The organism is Stenotrophomonas sp. B1-1 (assembly GCF_010894375.1).
GTDB lineage: Bacteria > Pseudomonadota > Gammaproteobacteria > Xanthomonadales > Xanthomonadaceae > Stenotrophomonas.
In genome coordinates this window covers 253,668-275,251 of record NZ_JAAIUZ010000001.1, presented here as the reverse complement: position 1 = coordinate 275,251, position 21,584 = coordinate 253,668, and the positions used below count along the sequence as shown (strand labels likewise).

The window sequence follows — 21,584 nt, the reverse complement described above, 5'->3', positions numbered from 1 at the left end:
GCAGTAGGGGGACAGCGGGCCCGTAATTGTAAGCGCGCCGGGGGGCGGCGGCGACCGCGGCCAACGGGGCTTGGCGCGGCGTACATGGCATGATGTGCTGGCCCTGCTGCGTGCCGGCAGCCCCGCAGGCGCCTCGCGCGGCCCGGCCACCCAATTCAAGGAAGCGTGACCGGCTTCCTTGCTATTTCATGTTTTTTCATTCATCAACCTAAAGCCTGCCGATCCGCGGCCGATACGCCCTGTCCAAACAGGGGAAATCACGCGTGATCCATTCGTACCAGGCTTCGCCGGCAATGACGCTGGCTGTTCGTCGCACCACTGCTTCCACCCGCCGCCGTGCGGCCTGCACCTCGCTGCTGGCGCTGGCCGTGGGTCTGGCCATGAGCGGCCAGGCCGCCGCGCAGGCCACGGTCATCACCGAGCGCGATCCCTCGGTACTGGACGGCACCTGGTTCGCGCCGGGCGGCTGGACCAACGGCACCCCGCAGCTGACCGTTGAAAACTACGCGTACATCGACAGCCCGACCCAAGTCGTGGTGGATGTGCCCAACGCCGTGTCCTGGCGCATCGACGTCGGCCACGCCGGCAGCGGCGAACTGCTGATCCGCAATGGCGGCATCCTCGAAAGCACCGCCATCTTCATCGCCGCCGAGGCCGGCTCGATCGGCCATGCAACGGTGACCGGTGTGGGATCGAAGTGGATCGGTAACAACAGCATCGGCGTCGGCCACCTCGGCAACGGCACGCTGGACGTGCTGGACGGGGGCGAAGTGGACAATGCGCAGGGCACGTGGGTGGCCTCGGAACTGGGCAGCACCGGCGTACTGACCGTGGCCGATGCCGGTTCGCGCTTCGCGACCGATCTGATCCACGTGGGCGCACAGGGCGCGGGCACAGTGAACGTACGCGCCGGCGGCAGCTTCGAGACCGGCGTGGCGCGCCTGGGCAGCTACGCCTCCGTGGCCCACGGCGAAGCACTGGTAACCGGCAGCGGTTCCAGCTGGTTGAACAACAGCGACCTGCTGATCGGCTTCACCGGCACCGGCCGCATGGTGGTTGAAGACGGCGCGACGCTGACCGTGCTGGGCAGCACCCAGCTGGCCCAGCAGCGCCACACCCCCGGCGTTTCCGATGCCGTGCTGGAACTGCGCGGCGCCGGCACGCACGCCAGCACCGGCTACATTGCCGTGGGCCAGAATGGCGTGGCCGAACTGAACGTGCTGGACGGCGCGCAGCTGACCGCCGGCGATGTGGGCGTGGGCGAAAACACGCTGGGCGACGGCACCTTCCGCCTGGCCGACGCAGGCAGTTCGGCCAGCATCGGCCGCCTGACCATTGGCAACTTCGGCACCGGCGCGGTGCAGGTGAGCGACGGTGCGGTACTGAACGTTGCCGGCGTGCTGGGCCTGGGCGGCGCCAGCGGCAGCAGCGGTTCGCTCACCGTTGGCCCGCAGGGCACGCTGAACCTTGCCGGCGGGCAGATCTATCGCGGCGGCGGCAGCGCCAGCGTGCTGATCGACGACGGCACCCTGCACTTCACCGACAAGGCTTTCACCAGCAACGTGGACATGCAGTTGAACGGCATTGCCACGCTGGATACCGACCAGGTCGATGCACTGTTCAGCGGCACCCTGACCGGTGCCGGTACGCTGCGCAAGATCGGCAGCGGCACGCTGACCAGCTACGCCGACAACCGCTACAACGGCGGCACCCTTGTGGAACAGGGCACGCTGGTGCTGGCCGGCAACGGCGCGATCCGCGGTTCGGTGGACGTGGCCTCGGGCGCGACGCTGAAGCTGCAGCGCAACGGCCATACCGTGTTCGCCAATGTGCTGTCCGGCGCCGGCGATGTGGTCAAGCTGGACGCGGGCCTGCTGACCCTGCTCGGCGACAGCAGTGGCTTTACCGGCACCACCCGCGTGCAGGCCGGTGCCATGGAAGTGCGCGGCAGCATCGGTGGCCTGGTCGACATGGCCGCCGGCACCGAACTGACCGGTACCGGTGAACTGGGCAACGTGATCATCCGCAGCAATGCCAGCCTGGCCCCGGGCGTGACCGGCGCCACCGGCAGCTACGACCTGCTGTCGATGACCGGCAACCTGCTGATGGAAAACGGCTCGCGCTACCTGGTGGATGTGGGCGCCGACGGCGGCAGTGACCGCGTGCTGGTCGGTGGCACGGCCACCCTGCAGGGCGGCAACACGCTGGCCCTGGCCAGCAATGGCGACTGGTCGCCGCGCACCCGCTACACGATCCTGAGCGCCGCACAGGGCGTGCAGGGCACGTTCTCGGGTGTCTCCACCACCCTGGCCTTCCTGAGCCCGACCCTGGACTACGACGCCAGCAACGTCTACCTGACCCTGGCCCGCAACGACATCGCGATGCCGGACATCGAACTGGCCTTCCCGGACGTTGTGGTGAACGACAACCAGAAGGCCGTGGCCGGCGCAGTGGAAGCGCTGGGCGATGGCAACGCGGTCTATGACGCGGTGGTGCGCCTGGACGTGGCCGATGTGGTGCCCGCGTTCGACAGCCTGTCCGGCGAGATCCATGCGGCCAGCCGCGGCGCCCTGCTGCAGAACCGCTTCCTGCACGATGGCATTGACCGCCATCTGGATGGTGCGGCGATGGCCGGGCAGATCGCCCCGGGCGTGCGCGCCTGGGTGGCCGGCAGCAGCAGCCAGCGGCGTACCGATGCCAGCGCGCAGAACGCCGGGCTGCGCAGTTCGCAGCACGGGCTGATGGCCGGCGCTGGCTGGATGTTCGGCGATGCACTGGAACTGGGCGTGGCCGCAGGCCAGCAGCAGCTGGTCAGCCGCCTGGCCCAGCGCGATGCACGCGCCGAGACCGACAGCACCGAGTACGGCGTTTACAGCCAGTACCGCTGGCAGGGCCTGAGCCTGCGTGCGGGCGTCAGCCGCGCCGACTACCGCACCGACAGCACCCGCACCGCGCAGGTGGGCAGCACGCTGTCCGAAGGCCTGGCCGCGCGCGAAGACGCCACCGGCACCACCGCCTTCCTGCGTGCTGGCTGGACCTTCGGTGGGCCGCGCCTGCAGCTGACCCCGGAACTGGAACTGGCACAGGTGCGGCTGCGCAGCGACGGCGCCCAGGAGCACGGCGGGCACAGTGCCCTGCAGCTGGATGGCCAAACCGCCCGCTACCGCACCGGCCTGGCCGCGCTGCGCGCGGACTGGGACATCAGTGGCGGCCAGCGTGACCGTGCGGCGCTGACCGCGCGCGTGGGCTGGCAGCTGGCCGGCGGTGATCGCCTGCCGCAGGCCACCGCGCGCTTCGTGGAAGGTACGCAGGACTTCGGCATTGCCGCCGCACCGCTGGCCCGCCGCAGTGCGCTGGCCCAGCTGGGCGTGGCGGTCAGCCCGACCGACAACAGCCGCCTGTCGCTGCAGATGCAGGGGCAGCGCGGTGATGGCCAGCGCGATGTCGGCGCACAGCTGGATCTGTCGGTGGCGTTCTAAGTGCTGAAAGGGGTCGGAGCCTTTTCCGCTGGAAAAGGGTCCGACCCCGGGGCTGTGGGGTCAGAGCCCTTCCTTGCGGAAGGGATCCGACCCCGGGCTGGTGGGGTCGGACTCCTTCCCGCAGGGAAGGGCTCCGACCCCGTTGCTGCATCAGCGGTTGTTGATGATGTAGTCGGCGATGATGCCGGTGGCCACGGCCACCAGCAGCATGTTGCCGCGGTCGTCGCGGATCCAGTGGTGGCCGTACGGCGGGCGACGCAGGTGGTAACGCGGGTAATCGTTCACCACGTAGATCGGACCACGGTAGTAATCGCGGTAGCGGTGCCCGCGCTGCCAACCGTAACCCGGGCCCGGGCCATAGCCGGGGCGGTAGACCACGCGCGGCGGCGGCGCCGGGTGGTAGTAGCGGCGGTCGTGGTCGCGATTCCAGTCGCGGCGGGCATCGCGGCGATCACGTTCGTAGTCGCGACGGGCCTCGCGCACGTCGTGGCGGTACTCGCGACGGTCGTCACGGCGGTCTTCGCGCCACTCGCGCCGGTCACGGTGGTCGTTGTCGGCAAACGCCGGGGCGACCGCGCCCAGGGCCAGAACAGAGGCCACGGCTCCGGCCATGATTCGGTTGATGCGCATGAGAAACCTCTGCTCGGTGGGTGGTGAGGCCAATCTTGCGCATTGCGTCTGAACGGATATTGGCTGGAAACGGTTCCGATTCGCAGGATGTGACGCAGTATTCAGCCAGCGGCCAGCCCCGGGGGCCAAGGGCGGCGCGGGGAACAGGCGGTTCCGGCTATAATTGGCGGTATTCCATTTCAGTCTGCGCCCGCTGTCGTCCGGGATCTTCCCGCTGACGGACGGGTGCAGGGCCGCGCCCTTACGGAGACCTCATGTCCTCGCAATACATCTACACCATGAACCGCGTGTCCAAGGTGGTCCCGCCCAAGCGGCAGATCATCAAGGACATCTCGCTGTCCTTCTTCCCGGGCGCGAAGATCGGCCTGCTGGGCCTGAACGGCGCCGGCAAGTCCACCGTGCTGAAGATCATGGCCGGCGTGGACACCGATTTCGAGGGCGAAGCCCGTCCGCAGCCGGGCATCAAGGTCGGCTACCTGGCGCAGGAACCGGAACTGGACCCGACCAAGACCGTGCGTGAAGCGGTGGAGGAAGGCGTGGGCGAAGTGCTGCAGGCCCAGGCCGCGCTGGAAGCGGTGTACGCCGCCTACGCCGAGGAAGGCGCCGACTTCGACGCATTGGCCAAGGAACAGGAGCGCCTGGAGGCGATCCTGGCCGCCGGCGACGCGCACACCCTGGAAAACCAGCTGGACGTGGCCGCCGATGCGCTGCGCCTGCCGCCGTGGGATGCCATCGTGGGCAAGCTGTCCGGTGGTGAAAAGCGCCGCGTGGCGCTGTGCCGCCTGCTGCTGCAGAAGCCGGACATGCTGCTGCTCGACGAACCGACCAACCACCTGGACGCCGAGTCGGTGGAATGGCTGGAACAGTTCCTGGCGCGCTACACCGGCACCGTGGTGGCCGTCACCCATGATCGCTACTTCCTGGACAACGCCGCCGAGTGGATCCTGGAACTGGACCGCGGCCGCGGCATTCCGTGGAAGGGCAACTACACCGACTGGCTGACCCAGAAGGATGAGCGCCTGAAGCAGGAAGACAACCAGGAAAAGGCTCGCCAGAAGGCGATCCAGAAGGAACTGGAGTGGTCGCGCCAGAACGCCAAGGGCGGCCGCACCAAGGGCAAGGCCCGTCTGGCCCGCCTGGAAGAGCTGCAGTCGGTCGATTACCAGAAGCGCAACGAGACCAATGAAATCTTCATCCCGCCGGGCGAGCGCCTGGGCAATGCGGTGATGGAGTTCAAGAACGTCTCCAAGAAGTTCGGCGACCGCCTGCTGTTCGACGACCTGAGCTTCCTGGTGCCGGCCGGCGCCATCGTCGGCATCATCGGCCCCAACGGTGCCGGTAAGTCGACCCTGTTCAAGATGATCACCGGCCAGGAAAAGCCGGATTCGGGCGAGATCGTGGTCGGCCCGACCGTGAAGCTGTCCTACGTGGACCAGAGCCGCGACGCACTGGAAGGCAACCACAACGTCTTCCAGGAAATCGCTGGCGGCCTGGACATCCTCAACATCAACGGCATCGAGATCCAGTCGCGCGCCTACATCGGCCGCTTCAACTTCAAGGGCCAGGATCAGCAGAAGATGGTCGGTTCGCTGTCCGGTGGTGAGCGTGGCCGCCTGCACATGGCCAAGACCCTGCTGCAGGGTGGCAACGTGCTGCTGCTCGACGAACCGTCCAACGACCTGGACATCGAAACCCTGCGTGCGCTGGAAGATGCGCTGCTGGAATTCCCGGGCAACACCTTCGTCATTTCGCATGACCGCTGGTTCCTGGATCGCATCGCCACGCACATCCTGGCGTTCGAAGGCGATTCGCACGTGGAGTTCTTCCAGGGCAACTACCGCGAGTACGAAGAAGACAAGCGCCGCCGCATGGGCGACGACGCCGCGCCCAAGCGCCTGCGCTTCAAGGCGCTGAAATAAGGCAACCGGAAAGGCCGCGCTCGCGCGGCCTTTCTCTTTCGGTAGGTCACCACCGCTGGTGGTGACGCCCACTGTTGTGAGTACCCCCATGTCCCTGTTCGAACGCCTGTTCCAGCTGCAGCAGCACGGCACTACCGTGCGCACCGAGCTGCTGGCCGGTGTCACCACCTTCCTGACGATGTCCTACATCGTCTTCGTCAACCCGGAAATCCTGGGAACCACGGGCATGGATGCCGGCGCGGTGTTCGTTGCCACCTGCCTGGCGGCGGCGCTGGGTTCGGCGGTGATGGCGCTTGCGGCCAACTTCCCGGTGGGCATGGCGCCGGGCATGGGCCTGAACGCGTTCTTTGCCTTCACCGTAGTCGGTGCCGCCGGCCTGCCGTGGCAGCAGGCGCTGGCAGCGGTGTTCATTTCCGGGCTGGTGTTCCTGGTGTTGTCACTTACGGGCGTGCGCGCCTGGCTGGTGGCCGGCATTCCGTCGTCGCTGCGCTCGGCCATCGTGGCCGGCATCGGTCTGTTCCTGGCGATCATCGCGCTGCAGAAGTCGGGCGTGATCATTGCCAACGAAGACACCCTGGTGGCGCTGGGCCCGCTGAACACCGCGCCGCCGCTGCTGGCCCTGGGCGGCTTCCTGTTGATTGCGATCCTGGAAGCACGCCGCGTGCGCGGTGCGATCCTGATCGGCATCCTGGCGGTGACCGCCGCAGCGTGGGCGCTGGGCGATGTGCAGTTCAAGGGCCTGGTGTCTTTGCCGCCCAGCCTGGCCCCCACCTTCCTGCAGCTGGACCTGCCCGGCCTGCTGCACCACGACGGCGGCGCGCCGATTGCGGTGCTGCTGCAGGTGGTGCTGGTGTTCGTGCTGGTGGAAGTGTTCGATGCCACCGGCACGCTGTACGGCGTGGTCGGGCGTGCGGGCCTGCTGAAGCTGCCGGGCGCGCCCAAGCGCTTCGGCCGCGCGTTGCTGGCCGACAGCACGGCCATCGTGGCGGGCTCGCTGCTGGGCACCAGCAGCACCACCGCCTTCGCCGAAAGCGCCTCGGGCGTGCAGGTGGGCGGCCGCACCGGCCTGACCGCGCTGGTGGTGTCGGCGCTGTTCCTGGCCGCGCTGCTGTTCTCGCCGCTGGCGGCGATGGTGCCCGGCTATGCCACTGCCCCTGCCCTGCTGTTCGTGGCCGGGCTGATGCTGCGCGAGCTGGTGGAAGTGGACTGGAGCGATCTGACCGAATCGGTGCCGGCGGCGTTGTGTGCGCTGGCCATGCCGTTCACCTACTCCATCGCCAATGGCCTGGCCTTTGGTTTCATTGCCTATGCCGCACTGAAGGCCGGCACCGGGCGCTGGCGCGAGGTACACCCGGCGGTGTGGCTGGTGGCGGTGCTGTTCGTGCTGCGCTACGCGCTGGAATGACCGTTGAATGGGGTCAGAGCCCGCGTTTCAACCTCTACCAACGCGGCTGCAGGCGGCCGTCGGCGGCGAAGCGCCAGCGGCCTTCCATCCAGCCGCGGCCGAACAGGGTAAGCATCTGCGCGTAGTAGGCCGGTTCGGCGCTGCGTTGCTGTTCCACCGTTGGCAGGCTGGCCAACAACGCCTGCGCCTGCTGCGTTTCGCCCTGCGCCTGCAGGTACGGCAGCAGCGCGGCACGGAACCCGTAGTTGCCTTCGCCCTGCCCTTGCCCGCTGCGGGTATCCACCTTTTCCCACATCGCGCCGCCGCTGCGCAGGCGTTCCAGCGGGCCAGACAAGGCCTGCAGCTGCGGCCGGAACAGCGGGTCGCGCGCTGCGGTCATGCCGGCCCAGACATAGCAGCGGATGGCATCGTAGCCGCCCACGGGGCCCCTCACCGGGTCCACCACGAACGCGCCCTTGCGCCAGGCCGCCCAGTCCGGCGCGAAGCCGTGCGGGCTGGTCTGCTGCAGCAGCGCCACCGTGTTGCGGGCCAACGCCTGCCACGGCCCCTGCTTGTCCACGGTGGCGAAGCGCCGCAGCAGTGGCAGCGGCAGATAGCTGGGATTGACCCGCGTGGCATCGTCTTCGATGAACCCCTGCGGGCCCGGCAGCAGCATCGGTCCCAGCCCGTCCAGTTCGACGATCTCGCGTGCACGCACCTGCGCCAGCATGCCGGTGGCGATCACCTGCAATGCCGGGCGCCGCCACAACCGCGCCCCTTCCAGCAGCGCGTAGGCCAGCCACAGATCGGAATCGGAGGCGGGGTTGTCGTCCAGCACGCGCCAGCCGCCCTTGCCATCGCGCCCCCACAGCCAGGCCGGCAGACGCGCGGCCATGTCACCGCCGGCCAGGTTGTCCTGGGTCCAGCCCAGCACCCGGTCGAACAAGGCCTGGTCATTGTCCACCAGGGCAAAGAACAGTGCATAGGACTGCCCTTCGGACGTGGTGCGCTGGTCGTCCTGGCTGCGGTCGATCATGCGCCCGTCGTGGCTCAGGCTGCTGGCCTGCAGCACCTGCCAGGCCGGCCAGCGAGGCGCGGTCTGTGCCTGCGCGCCCACGTGGGCCAGCAGCGGCAGGGTCGCGGCCACCTGCAGCAGGCGGCGGCGCTGCGGATCAGCGGAATTCGCCATAGGGCACCAGCGGGGACACCGGCAACGGCAGGTTGCCCTGCCACGGCTTCAGCGTATAGCGCAGATAGAGCTGGAAGGTATTCGGCGAAAAATCGCGGCTGCGCTGCAGCGTACCGGCCGCGCCCAGTACGAAGTGGTCGCCCAGGCGCCGTTCCACCGCCGCGTACAGGCGCGAGCCGGTACCGCTGCTGCGACCACTGCTGGTGTACAGGCCATCCGGGTCGAGCGTGAGCGGGCCGTACTGCGGCTCCAGCTGGGCGATCACCCGCTCGATCAGGGCCTGGTCGGGATAGCGGCTGATGGACGCGGTGCGCGCACTGGACACGCTGAAGGACGCATCCACGCGCAGCGACCAGTTGTCGCTGCGCCAGGCGAAGCTGGCGGGCAGGCTGAGCGAGGCATAGCGCTGCGGGCTGTAGTAACCGCCCTGCCCCAGCGAATAGCCGCCCAGGTCTTTCTGGTAACGCCAGTACATGGCCGTGGTGCCCACGTCCAGGCGCATGTCCGGCCGCTGGATCAGCTTGTGGTACCAGCCGGCCATTGCCCGCGCGCGGGTGTTGTCTTCCACGTTGCGACCGGTCAGGCGGTGCCAGCTCCAGTTCGACCAGACACCGTTGCGGCCACCTTCGTCGTAGCCCAGGCTGAAGGTCACGCCATTGGCGGTGACCCCGCCCCAGGCAATGCCACTGCGCGGATCGACCGCGCCGGCCTGGGACAGCAGTGAATTGGTCATCGGCCGGCGCGACACCGTGGCGCCCCAGCCCAGCCGGCCCAGGTCACCGTTCAAGGTGACCCCACCCAACCAGTTGCCCACCACGTAGTTGGACGGGGTGTGGCCCAGGTCGATGTTCCAGCGGTCGTCCAGCGTGCGCCAGCCCACGGCGAAACCGGCACCGGAATTGCGCCGCTGGTGCACGTAGCGGCTGCAGCCGGGCGCGCGCAGCGCCGTGCCATCGGCCTGCAGCAGATCCAGATCGCAGCTGCCGAAATCTTCGTCGAAGGTGCCATCGTCGCCGGTCTGGAACCGGCCCGCATCGAAGTGCACCTGCTCGATGCGCGCCCAGCCCAGGCCACCGGCAAACGGTGCATCCAGGTGGGCGATGCGGGTGTCACGCGAGAGCCGCGACAGGCCCGGCGTGCCGTCGCTGCGGCGGCCGGAATCCTGCATCACCGTCAGCGTCGGGTTCTGCTGCTGGTACAGCGTGTCCACGTCGCTGCGCAGGCTGCTGCGCAGCCAGTCATCGCCCTCGGTCTGGCGGCTGGCCAGGGTGAGCGCGCGGTTGTCGCGCGGCGTGGCCTGCGCCGGGGCCAGCAGGCCGTTGTCGGCCATCGCCTGGGCGTACATGTCCAGCGCCTGCTCGGGATCGTCGGCGCGCACCAGCCGCGCCGCATCGCGCCAGGACTGCGCATCGGCTTCGGTCTTGCGCGCCAGCAGCCCGCGCAGGATCTGCAGCGCGCGCGCATTTTCATGCAGGTCGGTCCAGATGCCGGCCAACTGCCGCTGCTGGCCCAGCGCATCGTCGGCCACCTGCGGCGGCGCGTCGTGCATCTGCTGGCGTGCCCGCGGCAGATCGCCCTGCGCGATCCACGCCTGCACCTGGCCCAGCTGGGCATCGACGTTGTCCGGTTGCGCGGCCAGCACCTGCTGGTAGTAATGCAGTGCCTGTGCCGAATCGCCGCGCAGGCGCGCCCATTCGGCCAGCAGCAGGTCGTTGTCGGCGCTGGATGGTTGCTGCTGCAGCAGTGCGATGGCTTCCGGCTCGCGGCCCTGCGCGCGCAGCTCCCACAGGTGTTCCACCAGTTGCTGCCGCTGCAGGCGCTGCGACAGCGCACGCATGTCATCGTCCCAGCGATCGCGCGGCACGCTGTCCAGCACCGCCAGCGCCTGCGGCAGGCGGTCGCTGCCGGACAGGTACAAGGCCTGCGCGTAGCGCGCTTCGCTGCTGTCATTGCGCGCGGCCATGTCGGCCACCACCGCATCGGCGTCGTCGTCGCGGCCGGCGCTGCGCAGTTCATTGCCCAGTGCAAAGGCCAGCCACGCATCGCCGGGCAGCTCCTGGCGCAACTGCTGGCCCAGGCTTATTGCAGTGGCGGCGTCGCCGGCGGCCAGCGCCTGTTCGCGGCGCTCGCGCAGCCGGCTGATCTGCAGTTGCCGCAGATCTTCGGCATACAGCTTCTGCTGTGCGGCCGGCAGCGAATGGATGAAGCTTTCCAGCCGCTGCGGATCGGTGCGCCCGTACAGCTGCACCAGCTTGCGGATCACATTGGCATCGCGCGGGGCGCGGCGCTGCGCGGCCAGCAGCAGGCGTTCGGCGCCGGCATCGTCGCCCCGGGCCACGGCCACGTCCACCAGCCCCAGCTGTGCATTGATCTCACCGGGTTGCTGGCGGCGCGCGCGCTCGTACAGCGCCTGCGCCTGGTCCACGTTGCCACTGGCCAGTGCCGCTTCGGCCTGGTCCAGCAGCAGCCAATAACGCGTACTGGCCAGCAGGTCGGTCCATTTGTCGGTGCTGTCACCGGCCGGCGTGGCCTGCACGGCACGCTGGAAATAGCTGATGGCCTGTTCGCGGCGCCCCTGCCGCATCAGTGCCATGCCCAGCCCGCCCAGGAAATCGGATTCGCGCGGATAGCCACGCAAGGCCTGCAGGAAGGCCCGCTCGGCCTCGGCATTGCGCTCACGATCCAGCAACTGCTGGCCGCGCAGGCCGGCACGCCAGGCCGGGTCGCTCACCCGCTTGTGCTGGTCGGCATAGCGCTCGCGCACCAGCGCGATGTCGTTGAAGTTCGGATTGCGGGTGATGAAGGCCTGCAGCCGGCGCACGTTGGCATCATCGGCCGGCTGGTCCTGCAGGAAGTCCCATTCGGCATCGGCGGCCAGCGTGCGCGCTTCGGGATTGCGCCCCATGCGCTCGAGCGCGGCCAGCGCTTCGGCATCGCGACCGGCGGCGAACAGCAGCTGCGACAACGTCTGCAGCAGCGCGGTATTGCCGGGATAGCTGCGGTCCAGCGCACTCAGCTCGCGGATCGCCAGCGCGCGGCCATCGGCCTGCGCGCCGCGCAGGCGCCAGTACTCCAGGCCCAGCTGCAGCCCGGGCGGATCGTCATTGAACAGGCGGCGATAGATCACCAGTGCTTCGTCGCTGCGGCCACCGGCGGCGAACAGGCGCGCCTGCTGCAGGTCCTGCTGCAGATCGCCACGGTAGGCCCGCCACAGGCGCTCGCCGGCGGCCAGTTCACGACTGCCCGCCCCCAGCTGGCGCAGGCGCTGCAGGGTGGCATCGGCGTCGGCCATCTTCTGCTGCGACAGCTGCACTTCCAGGATCGCCAACAGCGTGCTGCGGTCATCCGGGGCCAGCATGCGCAGCCGCGCCAATGCGTCTTCGATCAGGCCCTGGCGGCCGCTGGCTTCGCCGATGCGCACCTGTTCCAACAGCCATTGCCGCTGCTCGGCCACCGTGCCGCCCGGCGTGGCCGGCAACGCCTGCGCCTGGCACGGGCCGACGCCGGCCAGGCCCAGCAGGACCAGGCCGGAGGCGGCGACCAGCGGATGCCGCGCGCGTGCCATCAGTGGTCCGGGCCCAACCGCTTGGCAGCCACCCAGCGCAGCGTGCGCCACAGCAGGAAGGCCACCATCAGCACCACCACCGTGGCCAGCACCGCCAGCAACGCCGGGTGATCGGCCAGGTGGTACCAGAGCAGCAACCACCACGGCAGTGAGCCGACGTAGTAGTGCTCGCCCACAAACTGGCTGTGGATGCCCGAGGTGCGCAGGATCGCCACCGAACCGGCGATGGCCTGGCGCTTGCCGGTATCACTCAGGGCCTCGTCCAGCAGACCGTAGTCGGCCGCACCACTGGCAGCCAGCGAGACGATGCTGCGCTGTGCGTGGTGGGGCGACTGCAGGCCGACGATGGCGGCGAACGGTGCATCGGCGGTCACCGCCACTTCGGTCACCGCCGGATCGCCCTGGCGGCTGCCACGGCGGGCCTGTTCCATCGCCTGCTGCGGCGACGGCGACTGGCCGTTCAACAGGCGCGTGCGCTGGGCGTCGATCAGCAGCGAAAGCTGGTCGCTGCCGCGCAGTTCATCGGGCAGTGCGCCCAGCATCAACAGGTCGGCATCCAAGGTGCTGGCCTGCTTCCAATCGTTGGACAGGCGCAGCCCGTAGGCGGGGTAACCGGTCTGCACGCCCAGCCCGCCCACCAGGTTCAGCAGCAGGCTGGCCTGCGCTTCGCTGGTCTGCGCTGGCACCAGCACCACCGTTTCAGACAGATCGGCCATGCGGGTGAACGGGAAACCGCTGAGCGCGAACGCGGACAGGTCCGGCAGGCCCATGTAGTGGTGGAAGCCGGAGAAATCGATGGTCGAATCTTCTTCGATCGCCGCCTGCAGGTTCGGCGGCAGCACGGTCTGGCAATGGTCGCGCTGGGCACTTCCCATCACGCTGGCGAAGTTGAAATCGAAGCGCAGCTGGTTGCGGTCGCCCAGCTTCAGCGACGGAATCAGCAGGCGCCCCGCGTCGGCACCGGCGTCACCGGCCAGTACCGGCAGGCGGATTTCTTCCAGGCCCTGCTTGCCGTTGCGGCGCACCAGCGGGAAGCTGGAAATGAACTGGTCGTTGATGGCCACGCCCAACCGCGATTCGTCGCTGCCGAACGGCGGCGTGTAGCGGTAGCGCAGGTTCAGCGGAATGCCCTGGTTGCGCCAGATGAACAGATCCGGCGGCAGGTTGAGGTTGACCGTGATCGGCTGCGGGGCCACGCCGTTGGCATGCAGCTGCTGCGGGTAATCCAGCAGTTCACCCAGGCGCACGGCACGGTCGGTGCGCACCCAGTTGGGCGCGTCGTAGGGTTTGCGTGGGGCCAGCGGTTTGATCTGGTCGATCGCCACCCGCTTGCCGCGGAACAGCACGTTACCCGCGGCCATGGCCGCCACGGCCTTCTGCAGATCCTCGTCGTTGCGGCCCAGCACCAGCAGCAGCTTGCGCTGCGGGTCGTCCGGCAGCGCCATCAGTTCCACCACTGGGCCCTGCACCGGCGCGTGGTTGGCGATCACCGGCGGGAACTTGCCGTTCACCGCCAGCACCACGGCATGGCCCTTGTCCGGCAGCGCACCGAAGCTGACCGGGAAGCGCGCCTGCCGCCACCAGCCGGCCAGGCTGCCGAAGTACGACGCCATGATCGCGCCGGCACGCTGCTGCGCCAGGGTCGGCGCGGTGCCGTAGATCACCGGCAGTTCCAGCCGCGCGGTGTCGCGCGGATCGAAGAACGGCAGCGGGAAGTTGGCCAGATCGTCCTGCATGGCCAGCGGCTGGCCGCCCAGGCGCAGCGTGCTGTTGCTCGAAACGTTCACCCACAGCGAGCTGTGCGTGGGCTCTTCGCAGATGTCGGTGTAGTGGCCGACGAACTCCAGCCGCACCTGGTTGAAATCGGCGATCAGCCGCGCATCCAGCGGCAGCTTGGCCTGCACCGGGCGCCCCAGCTGGTCGTTGCTGATCGGCACCACGCCCATCATCGCGTCATTCAGGTACACGCGCAGGTGCGACAGCGTCGGCAGCAGCGACGGCGACGGGGTGAAGCTCAGGTCCAGCTCGGCTTCGCGTGCCAGGCGATCGCGGCGCACCTGGAATTCCAGTGTGGTGGTGTTGCGCACGCCCGACAGCAGCACATCCTGGCGGCGGCCCAGCTCGGCAAACGTGCTTTCGCGCTGCCACGGCCAGGCGCTGCCCGCCCAGGTTTCGGCCTGCGCCGGTTCCGGCCGCGGCGCGGGCACCACGGCGGCATTCACCGGCGTGGGCACGGCCACCTGCGCCGGTGCGGTGTCAGGCGTGGATCCGGTGGTCGCGGGCAGGCGGGCCGGCGCGGGGGCACTGTTGCCCGAAGCGACCGGCAGGGCCAGCAGCGGCAGCAGCAGCCAGCGCAGAGGAGAGGAAATGCTCATGGACGAAGCCCTGGGTCAGCGGCTGGGTCAGCCGGGTGGGAGGGAAGCGGACGTTGCGGAGCGAAGCTGGCCATCCAGCGCAGCAGGCGCCGGCTCCAGTGCACGGGCCGGTCGAGGTCGAACGGGGCGAAATCGCCCATCCGCCGGTAACCGCGCCAGCCCAGCACCAGTACGCTCCACAGGCTGCGCGGCAGGCTCTTGGGCTGGTAGCCGGCATGCCAGTCAAGCCAGGCATCGGCACGGGCGAAGGTGCATTGGGCGAACTCCACGCGCTGGCGTTCGCTGTCGAACTGCAGCAGCAGGCCCAGGCGGTGGCCCATGGTGCGCTGCACGCGTGCGGGGAAAGCAAACTCACGGCGGCCACGGCCCAGCAGCACGTGTACCCGCGCGCCTTCGGCCAGGCCGGGGTCGTTGCCCAGCTCCACGCCCACGCCGTCGTTGGAATAGTCCTGCAGCACGCCACGCAGGCGGCGCCCATCGGGCACCTGCAGGGCCATCGGCAGGTGCGTGGTGACGCGGTGCGTGCGCCGCACCTGCTGCACTTCGGCGGCCACCGCCAGCGCACCGCCGATGATCAGCAGGTTGTACAGCACCCACAGCGAACTGACGATCACCGTGCCGCGCTCATCGGCCGGGCCATGCATGAAGCGCCAGACCGCGAAGCACAGGCCGGCCACGTTCAGCAGCGCCAGCACCAGGTACGGCCGTGCCACGCGCCAGTCGAAGCGGTCGCCATCCTGGGTGCCGCCCTTGTCGGTCACGTTGAACTTGCCGCGGCCGGGGCTGAACAAGGCCACCGTGGTCGGCCGTGCGATGTACCAGGCCAGCACGGTCTCGTACACCTCGCCCCAGAACGGGCGGCGGTATTTGCCCTGGATACGCGCGTTGGTCAGGCTGGCATGGGCCATGTGCGGCACCACGAACAGCAGGATGGCCAGTGCCGGCGCATAGATGATGTAGACGTGCAGCAGCAGGAACGCCAGCGGCGCGGTCAGGAACACCAGGCGTGGAATGCCGGCCAGGAAGTGCAGCATGGCGTTGGCGTAGCAGAACCGCTGGAACAGGCTCAGGCCCTTGCCGATCAGCGGATTGTCGATGCGGAAGATCTGCACCATGCCGCGTGCCCAGCGGATGCGCTGGTTCACGTGCGCGCCCAGGCTGTCGGTGGCCAGGCCCGCCGCCTGCGGAATGCGCAGGTACGCCGAGTTCCAGCCATTGCGGTGCAGCCGCAGCGCGGTGTGCGCATCTTCGGTGACGGTTTCGGTGGCGAAGCCACCAATGGCATCGATCGCCTCGCGGCGGATGACGGCGCACGAGCCGCAGAAGAAGGCGGCGTTCCACAGGTCGTTGCCATCCTGCACCAGGCCGTAGAACAGCTCGCCTTCGTTGGGATCGCTGCGGAACACCTGCAGGTTGCGTTCGAACGGGTCGGCCGAGAAGAAATGGTGCGGGGTCTGCACCAGCGCCAGCTTCGGGTCACGGCCGAACCAGCCGCAGGTGACCTGCAGGAACGAACGCACCGGCAGGTGGTCGCAATCGAAGATGGCCACCAGCTCACCGTCGATCAGGGTCAGCGCATGGTTCAGGTTGCCGGCCTTGGCGTGGCGATTGTCGGTGCGGGTGATGTAGTTCACCCCGGTCTGTTCGGCGAACGCGCGGAATTCCTCGCGCTTGCCGTCGTCCAGGATATGGATGCGCAGCTTGTCGGCCGGCCAGTCCAGGCCCATCGCGGCGTAGACCGTATGCCGCACCAGCGACAGGTCTTCGTTGTAGGTGGGAATGAGCACGTCGACGGTGGGCCACTGCCGCACGTCGGCCGGCAGCGGCGCCGGGCGCCGGCGCAGCGGCCAGGCCACCTGCACGTAGCCCAGCATCAGCACCAGCCAGGAATAGGTTTCGGCGGCCAGCAGGATCAGGCCACAGACCAGGTCGAAGGTGCTGTTCCAGTTCAACGTGGCGGTGTAGCGCCACCACAGGTAACGGCAGGACACGGTGATCGACAGCACCACCAGAACCAGGGTGGCGTAGCGCCCCTGCATGCGCCGCACCAGCAGGGCGATGGCCCACAGCAGCAGCACGAACACGAACTGCGCCAGGTAGCTGAAGGGCTGGGTGACGCACAGCAGCGCCAGGCCCAGGGTGGCAACACCGATGGCCGCCGTCGCCCAGCGCCGCGCGCGCGGCGACAGGGCGCGCACGCGCTCGCCGGCCCAGGCCATGAACCGGCTGTTCCACACATCCTTGGGGGCATCGCGCATGGTGCGCAGGTAGCGCACGTGGCCGCGACCGGCCGCGCCGCGCAGTTCGGCGATGCGCTGCTGGCGTGCGCGCGCCAGCCGCTGCCGGCGCAGCGATCGGCGCGGCACCAGGCGCACCACCGACAGCCACAGCGCCTGCACCAGCAGCCGGATCGGGTCGCCCGGGCGCCAGCGGCGGTCGCCCTGCAGCTGCGGGAACGCGGCGCGCAGCCGCGGTGCCAGGCCCTGCCAGGCGGGTCCTTCCAGGCGCAGCAGCGCCCAGCCCAGGGCCTGCAGCAGCCACAGCACCGCGCGGGTCGGCCAGGCCGCATGCACGCGGTGGCGCAGCCGCCCCCAGTCCAGGTAATAGACCCGCTGGCTCATCATCGCCGGCCAGCCTCGGCTCGTTGCAGGCGCGCCGCTTCCGCCAGGCACCACAGGGCCAGCCCCTGCACATCGGCGGCGGCCAGCGAATCGGCTGCGTGCTGGCCCAGTGGCTGCTTGCTGGCCAGCGCCGCCGGCACCTGCGCATCCTCGTGCAGCGGCTGCGGCAGCAGGCCGGCGCCATGGCTGTGCAGCCACAGCTGCATCAGGTCGCGCTGCACCTGCACGGCCGGGTCGTAGCGGTTCACCAGCAGGCGCCGCTCATCCTCGCGCTGGCGGTGCAGCTGCACGTGGCTGGCCGGGTCCACGCAGGCCAGGCGCAGCGGCAGGCGGCACCCACCGTGGGTGTTGATGGCCGCCACATGCGCGGGCAGGCGCTGCGGCAGATCGAACAGCACGCAGTCGAACTGTGCCGACAACGTGGGCAGGCGCTCGGCCCAGGTCTGTGGCGCTGCCGCCAACGCGTCTTCCAGCTGCAGGGCTTCGCTGGCATCAACCTGGCCATAGGGCAGCACGGCCAGCCCGGGCGCACAGGCGAATGCGGCCGCGCGCCAGTCAGCACCGTCCAGCTGGGCGCGGGCCCAGCCGGCGCGCTCGCCGGCGGCCAGGCCCAGGTGCAGGCCCAGCATCTGGTCCGGGCTCATTTCCACCAGCAGCACACGCTGGCCCTGCGCATGCAGGGCCTGGCCCAATGCAGCCAGCACCGTGGTCACCCCGGTGCCGCCGCGCACGCCCTGCAGTGACAGGGTCAACGTCATGGCAGGCGCTCCAGCTCGGCCAGCAGCGGCCAGCGCGCCAGTGCCTGGGCGCGTTCGTTGTTCGCGGAAAAATCCACGTACCGCATGTCCGGCATCGCCAGGCTGCGGCGCAGCAGGTCGATGTCGTCCTCTTCCACCGACAGGGTGGCAGGCACCGCCAGGATGTCGGCCATCAGCGCTTGTCCTCCGGGTAGGGGCTCCAGGTCTGGCTGCCCTGCAGCTGCAGCCACGGCTTGCCGTCGTAATCGATGACCTTGGCGCCTTCGTTTTCCGAAACCGACGGGGTCTGCGGCAGGCCCTGCAGCAGGCTGTTCCAATCCCGATCAGCCGGCGGCGACTGCGCATTCAACGCGTACACGCGCGACACCAGTTCGGAAATGGCAAGGAAACTGCTGGGTTCGGGCACGTGGCGCGGACCACCGGCGGCCGGCGCGCCCATGCCGACCAGCTTCACCCCCACCGGCACATGGGTGATGGACGGGCTGGGAATCTCGCGCATGCCCGGAATCTGCATGCGGTCGCCATGCAGGGCTGCGCCGTGCTCGGGCACGACCACGATCATCGCGCGGCGCCCGCTCTTTTCCACCGCATCGACGAAACCTGCCATGTCGCCCAGCACCATGTTCGCGCGCGCCTTGTAATCGGCGGCGGCGGCACGGCCATCGGCGCCGACGATGCGGTTGCCGTCGTGCAGCGAGATGGTGTTGTAGAACAGGGCCACCTGCGGGCTGGATTCGGCCTGGCGCTGTTTCAGCCAGCCCATCAGCACATCGCCATCGCGGCGCAGCGGCGACTTGTCGAACGCCACCAGCGCACGCGGGAAGGCGCTGATATCCATCGGCTTGGCCTGCAGGCCACCGTAGCGCGACAGTTCACCGATGAAATCGTCGAAGTGGCCGTCGTGGTTCATCGCCAGTTCGCTCTGGAAACCCAGCCGCTGCAGGTTGGAGAACAACTGGCATTCGGCCGGCACCGGGTCGAACAGCGCGGTATGCGAGGTCTGGCCGCAGCTGGCGCGCAGCAGGCGGATCGCTGCCGGGCCGCTGTAGGCGGTGGCCGAATTGAAATCGTCGAACACCACGTCCATGTGGTCCAGCAGGTTGTTCTGGCGCAGGCCGACTTCATCCAGATCGCTCCAGGCCAGCGAGCAGATGTTGAGGATGATGACGTCGAACGGTGCGCCGCTGGCCGGCGCCGGGAAGGTGGTCTTCAGCGTGGCCTGCTGCTGGTAGAAGCTGGCCAGCCAGGCGTTGAGCGTATCGTTGCTGGCCGGTGCCAGCGCGCGCGTGGCTGCCCCGCCGGTGCCGGTGGCCGCCACGGTCTGGCCCTGCCCCCAACCCCAGCCCGCCGGCAATGGCAGGGCCAGCACGGCCATGCCGAGCATGCCCAGCACGCTCAGCGTGGTCACCCGCAGCCACGGCTTCAGCAGTACGTAGCCCACCACCAGCAGCGACAGCACCGCTACCATCTGCCAGTTGATGAAACGCTGCGCCAGTTCCAGCCAATAGTCGGCGGAAAAATCCAGCACGCCCGGCTGCGCCAGCAGGCGCTGGAACGGCGGCCACCAGGTGTCCTGGTAATACAGGGCCACGCCCACCGGCACCGCCACCACCGTGCGCGCGATGCGCGCCCAGCGCCAGCGCAGCGGCACCAGCAGCGCGGCCAGGAACAGCAGGTTGGGCAGCAGCTTCAGGTTCAGTGCGCCCATCCAGGCCAGCGCCACCTTGGACAGGAAATACAGGTTCCAACCGCGCAGGTCGGCCCAGGCGAAGGGCGAAGCAGGCAACGGCTGCGGACTCATGCAGGCCTCCGCGGCGCACGCTGGCGCACGCCCACGCGGCGCAGCTGGCGCGGCGGCAGCAGACGCTGCACGGCGCGGCGCGCCATGCGCCAGAGCGCGCCCAGCATGGCGCCAAAGGGAATCATCAGTACCGCGCAGGCAACGATCAACGTCCACAGCTGCTGGTCGGTGGTCATGCATCCTCTCCCAGCCGCAGTGGCTTCGGTTCAGCAAACGTCGCCACCTGCACCGGCGCCGGCTCGGGCGTGGCGTCAGGGGGCGGCAACGGCTCGGTTTCGGGGTCGCTGCCGGTGGCATTCATCGAGGCCAGATCGTATTCGGCCAGCCGCTGGTAGCCGTCGAACAGTTCGCGCCACGGCAGGCGGAACAGATTGGACAGCGCCTGCTCGATGGCATCGCGGCGACAGCCGAACAGGAACAGGCGCACCTGCCCGCGATAGACGCAGACCACGTCGCCCTGGCGACGGATGCGCAGCTGCTGCAGGGTCTGTTCGGCGCGCAGGCCGGCCACCGGCTGCAGCGCCAGCACCGCACTTTCCACGGCGCTGCCATCCAGATCGATGCGCTCGCCGGCAATCTGGCGGAAGCGGGCCACGCTGACCAGGCCACTGATCGGCGGCGGCCGGTGCGAGCGGATCAGCGGTTCCGGGTCATCGGCCAGTTGCCCCTGCCAGCGCTGGCGCTGCACGGCATCGAGCAGGGTCAGCAGGCGCGGCAGCGGCGTGTGCGCCGGCACCACCAGGCTGCCGCCACACTGCAGCAGCAGGCGTTCGTCGGCATAGCGCAGGCAGGGCTGCAGCTCGCGCACCACCAGCTTCAGCGCATCGCCGCGCTCGCGGCGCAGGCGGTGCAGAAGACGGGCCAAAGCGTCCACCTGCGCGTTTTCATTGATGGCCAGCACCACCGTGGCTTCGTTGGCGCGCAGCGCGGCCGGCATCAACCCCGCCCAGCCGTCGTACAGCTTCCACGCCGACGACAACGGCGGTGCGCCTTCCAGCACATCGGCCTGGGCCAGAAACAGATCACAGTCGCTGCCGCCATCACCGGCCACGCTCACCGCGTCGGTCTGGTCATCGGCGATCCGTTGCAACTGGTTGCCCACCGCTTCCACCGCGAATGCCCGCTGGGCCACAACGCCATGGCTGTTGGCCCAGTAGTGCAGCAGCAGCTGCAGTGCGCCCCGGTGCGGGTGCAACTGGGCCACGCCCGCGCAGCTGCGGTTCAACGGCAGCAGGCGCGGCGCCAGGGTGGCCACTTCGCCGTGGCACAGCAGCAGCAGCACCTGGCCGGCGCGCTGCGCCCACTGCTGCAGTTGCTGGCACCAGCGCGCCAGGCGCGCATCGTCCCAGCCATCCAGCGCCGCTACCGGGAACTGCACGATGCTGAGCGCGGTAGCCGCCGACGAGGCACGCGGCAGATCGCCCGGCAGGCTGCGCAGGGCCTGCTGCATGCCCGGGTGCGAGCGCTGGAACAGGCGCACGCGTGCCGGCCCCTGGTCGGGCTGCAACAAGGCCAGCAGGGGTTCGACGGTACGCCCCAGGGTCACCAGCAGCGCCTCGTCCAGGTCGGTCGCGGCCGCCAGCGTGCCCGCCCCGAGCAGATCGGCCGGCGCACTGCCGGCGGCCACGGCCCAGTACACGCCGCCCGGGCGCATCTCCACGAACTCGGCCGCAACGTCCGCCACGGCCAGCCGCGGCGGCGTCATGCCGGCATCCTTTCGACAACGATCTGTAGGTTCATGGGCGAGCAGGCAGGAAAAAACTGCAGCGGAAACGGTGCAATTGATGACGCGCGTCACAATTGCGTGGCATGGACGGCATGATACCGTCGATCCTCACGCTTGCGGCATCAACACACAGTCAA

13 protein-coding genes are annotated in these 21,584 nt (G+C 69.1%); 3 read left to right on the top strand and 10 right to left on the bottom strand.

From position 1 onward, the window contains the following. Nucleotides 1–293 precede the first annotated feature (293 nt). Complete coding sequence (locus G4G00_RS01170; protein WP_164270810.1) at nt 294–3,479, top strand: autotransporter domain-containing protein; 3,186 nt, start codon at nt 294–296, stop codon at nt 3,477–3,479. A gap of 150 nt (nt 3,480–3,629) precedes the next feature. Here G4G00_RS01170 and G4G00_RS01165 read toward each other — a convergent pair whose 3' ends face one another. Continuing rightward, a complete protein-coding gene (locus G4G00_RS01165) occupies nt 3,630–4,109 on the bottom strand; it encodes an RcnB family protein (protein WP_164270808.1) in 480 nt (159 codons plus the stop codon). A 254-nt stretch (nt 4,110–4,363) separates the two neighbouring features. On the opposite strand from G4G00_RS01165, the gene ettA reads away from it, so the two are divergent. Next, the gene (ettA, locus tag G4G00_RS01160) at nt 4,364–6,028 is read left to right on the top strand and encodes an energy-dependent translational throttle protein EttA (protein ID WP_108748493.1); all 1,665 of its coding nucleotides are present in this window, start codon (nt 4,364–4,366) and stop codon (nt 6,026–6,028) included. An 88-nt stretch (nt 6,029–6,116) separates the two neighbouring features. Then, complete coding sequence (locus G4G00_RS01155; protein WP_164270806.1) at nt 6,117–7,433, top strand: NCS2 family permease; 1,317 nt, start codon at nt 6,117–6,119, stop codon at nt 7,431–7,433. Nucleotides 7,434–7,467: 34 nt separating this feature from the next. Here G4G00_RS01155 and bcsZ read toward each other — a convergent pair whose 3' ends face one another. The 9 genes from bcsZ to G4G00_RS01110 are packed head-to-tail and all read right to left on the bottom strand — an operon-like array spanning nt 7,468 to nt 21,426. After that, nucleotides 7,468–8,601: a cellulose synthase complex periplasmic endoglucanase BcsZ gene (gene bcsZ, locus G4G00_RS01150; protein WP_108752147.1), complete on the bottom strand. Its 1,134-nt coding sequence runs from the start codon at nt 8,599–8,601 to the stop codon at nt 7,468–7,470. Further along, on the bottom strand, nt 8,585–12,166 hold the full coding sequence (gene bcsC / locus G4G00_RS01145; RefSeq protein WP_164270804.1) for a cellulose synthase complex outer membrane protein BcsC: 3,582 nt from the start codon (nt 12,164–12,166) through the stop codon (nt 8,585–8,587). Before bcsC ends, bcsZ begins: the two co-directional genes overlap by 17 nt. Further along, complete coding sequence (gene bcsB / locus G4G00_RS01140) at nt 12,166–14,541, bottom strand: cellulose biosynthesis cyclic di-GMP-binding regulatory protein BcsB (RefSeq protein WP_164270802.1); 2,376 nt, start codon at nt 14,539–14,541, stop codon at nt 12,166–12,168. The genes bcsC and bcsB overlap by 1 nt, the downstream gene beginning before the upstream one ends. Further along, the gene (bcsA, locus tag G4G00_RS01135) at nt 14,538–17,162 is read right to left on the bottom strand and encodes a UDP-forming cellulose synthase catalytic subunit (RefSeq protein WP_108752144.1); all 2,625 of its coding nucleotides are present in this window, start codon (nt 17,160–17,162) and stop codon (nt 14,538–14,540) included. The genes bcsB and bcsA overlap by 4 nt, the downstream gene beginning before the upstream one ends. Further along, nucleotides 17,162–17,920 (bottom strand): cellulose biosynthesis protein BcsQ, encoded by a 759-nt coding sequence (gene bcsQ, locus G4G00_RS01130; protein WP_164270800.1) that lies wholly within the window; start codon nt 17,918–17,920, stop codon nt 17,162–17,164. Before bcsQ ends, bcsA begins: the two co-directional genes overlap by 1 nt. Then, nucleotides 17,917–18,093 (bottom strand): cellulose biosynthesis protein BcsR, encoded by a 177-nt coding sequence (gene bcsR / locus G4G00_RS01125; protein ID WP_108748486.1) that lies wholly within the window; start codon nt 18,091–18,093, stop codon nt 17,917–17,919. The genes bcsQ and bcsR overlap by 4 nt, the downstream gene beginning before the upstream one ends. Next, entirely contained in the window at nt 18,093–19,721 is a 1,629-nt protein-coding gene (gene bcsG / locus G4G00_RS01120) for a cellulose biosynthesis protein BcsG (RefSeq protein WP_108752141.1), read from the bottom strand. The genes bcsR and bcsG overlap by 1 nt, the downstream gene beginning before the upstream one ends. After that, nucleotides 19,718–19,897, bottom strand: coding sequence for a cellulose biosynthesis protein BcsF (gene bcsF, locus G4G00_RS01115; RefSeq protein ID WP_108748484.1), 180 nt, complete (start codon nt 19,895–19,897; stop codon nt 19,718–19,720). The genes bcsG and bcsF overlap by 4 nt, the downstream gene beginning before the upstream one ends. Beyond that, a complete protein-coding gene (locus G4G00_RS01110) occupies nt 19,894–21,426 on the bottom strand; it encodes a BcsE family c-di-GMP-binding protein (protein WP_108752140.1) in 1,533 nt (510 codons plus the stop codon). The genes bcsF and G4G00_RS01110 overlap by 4 nt, the downstream gene beginning before the upstream one ends. Nucleotides 21,427–21,584 lie beyond the last annotated feature (158 nt).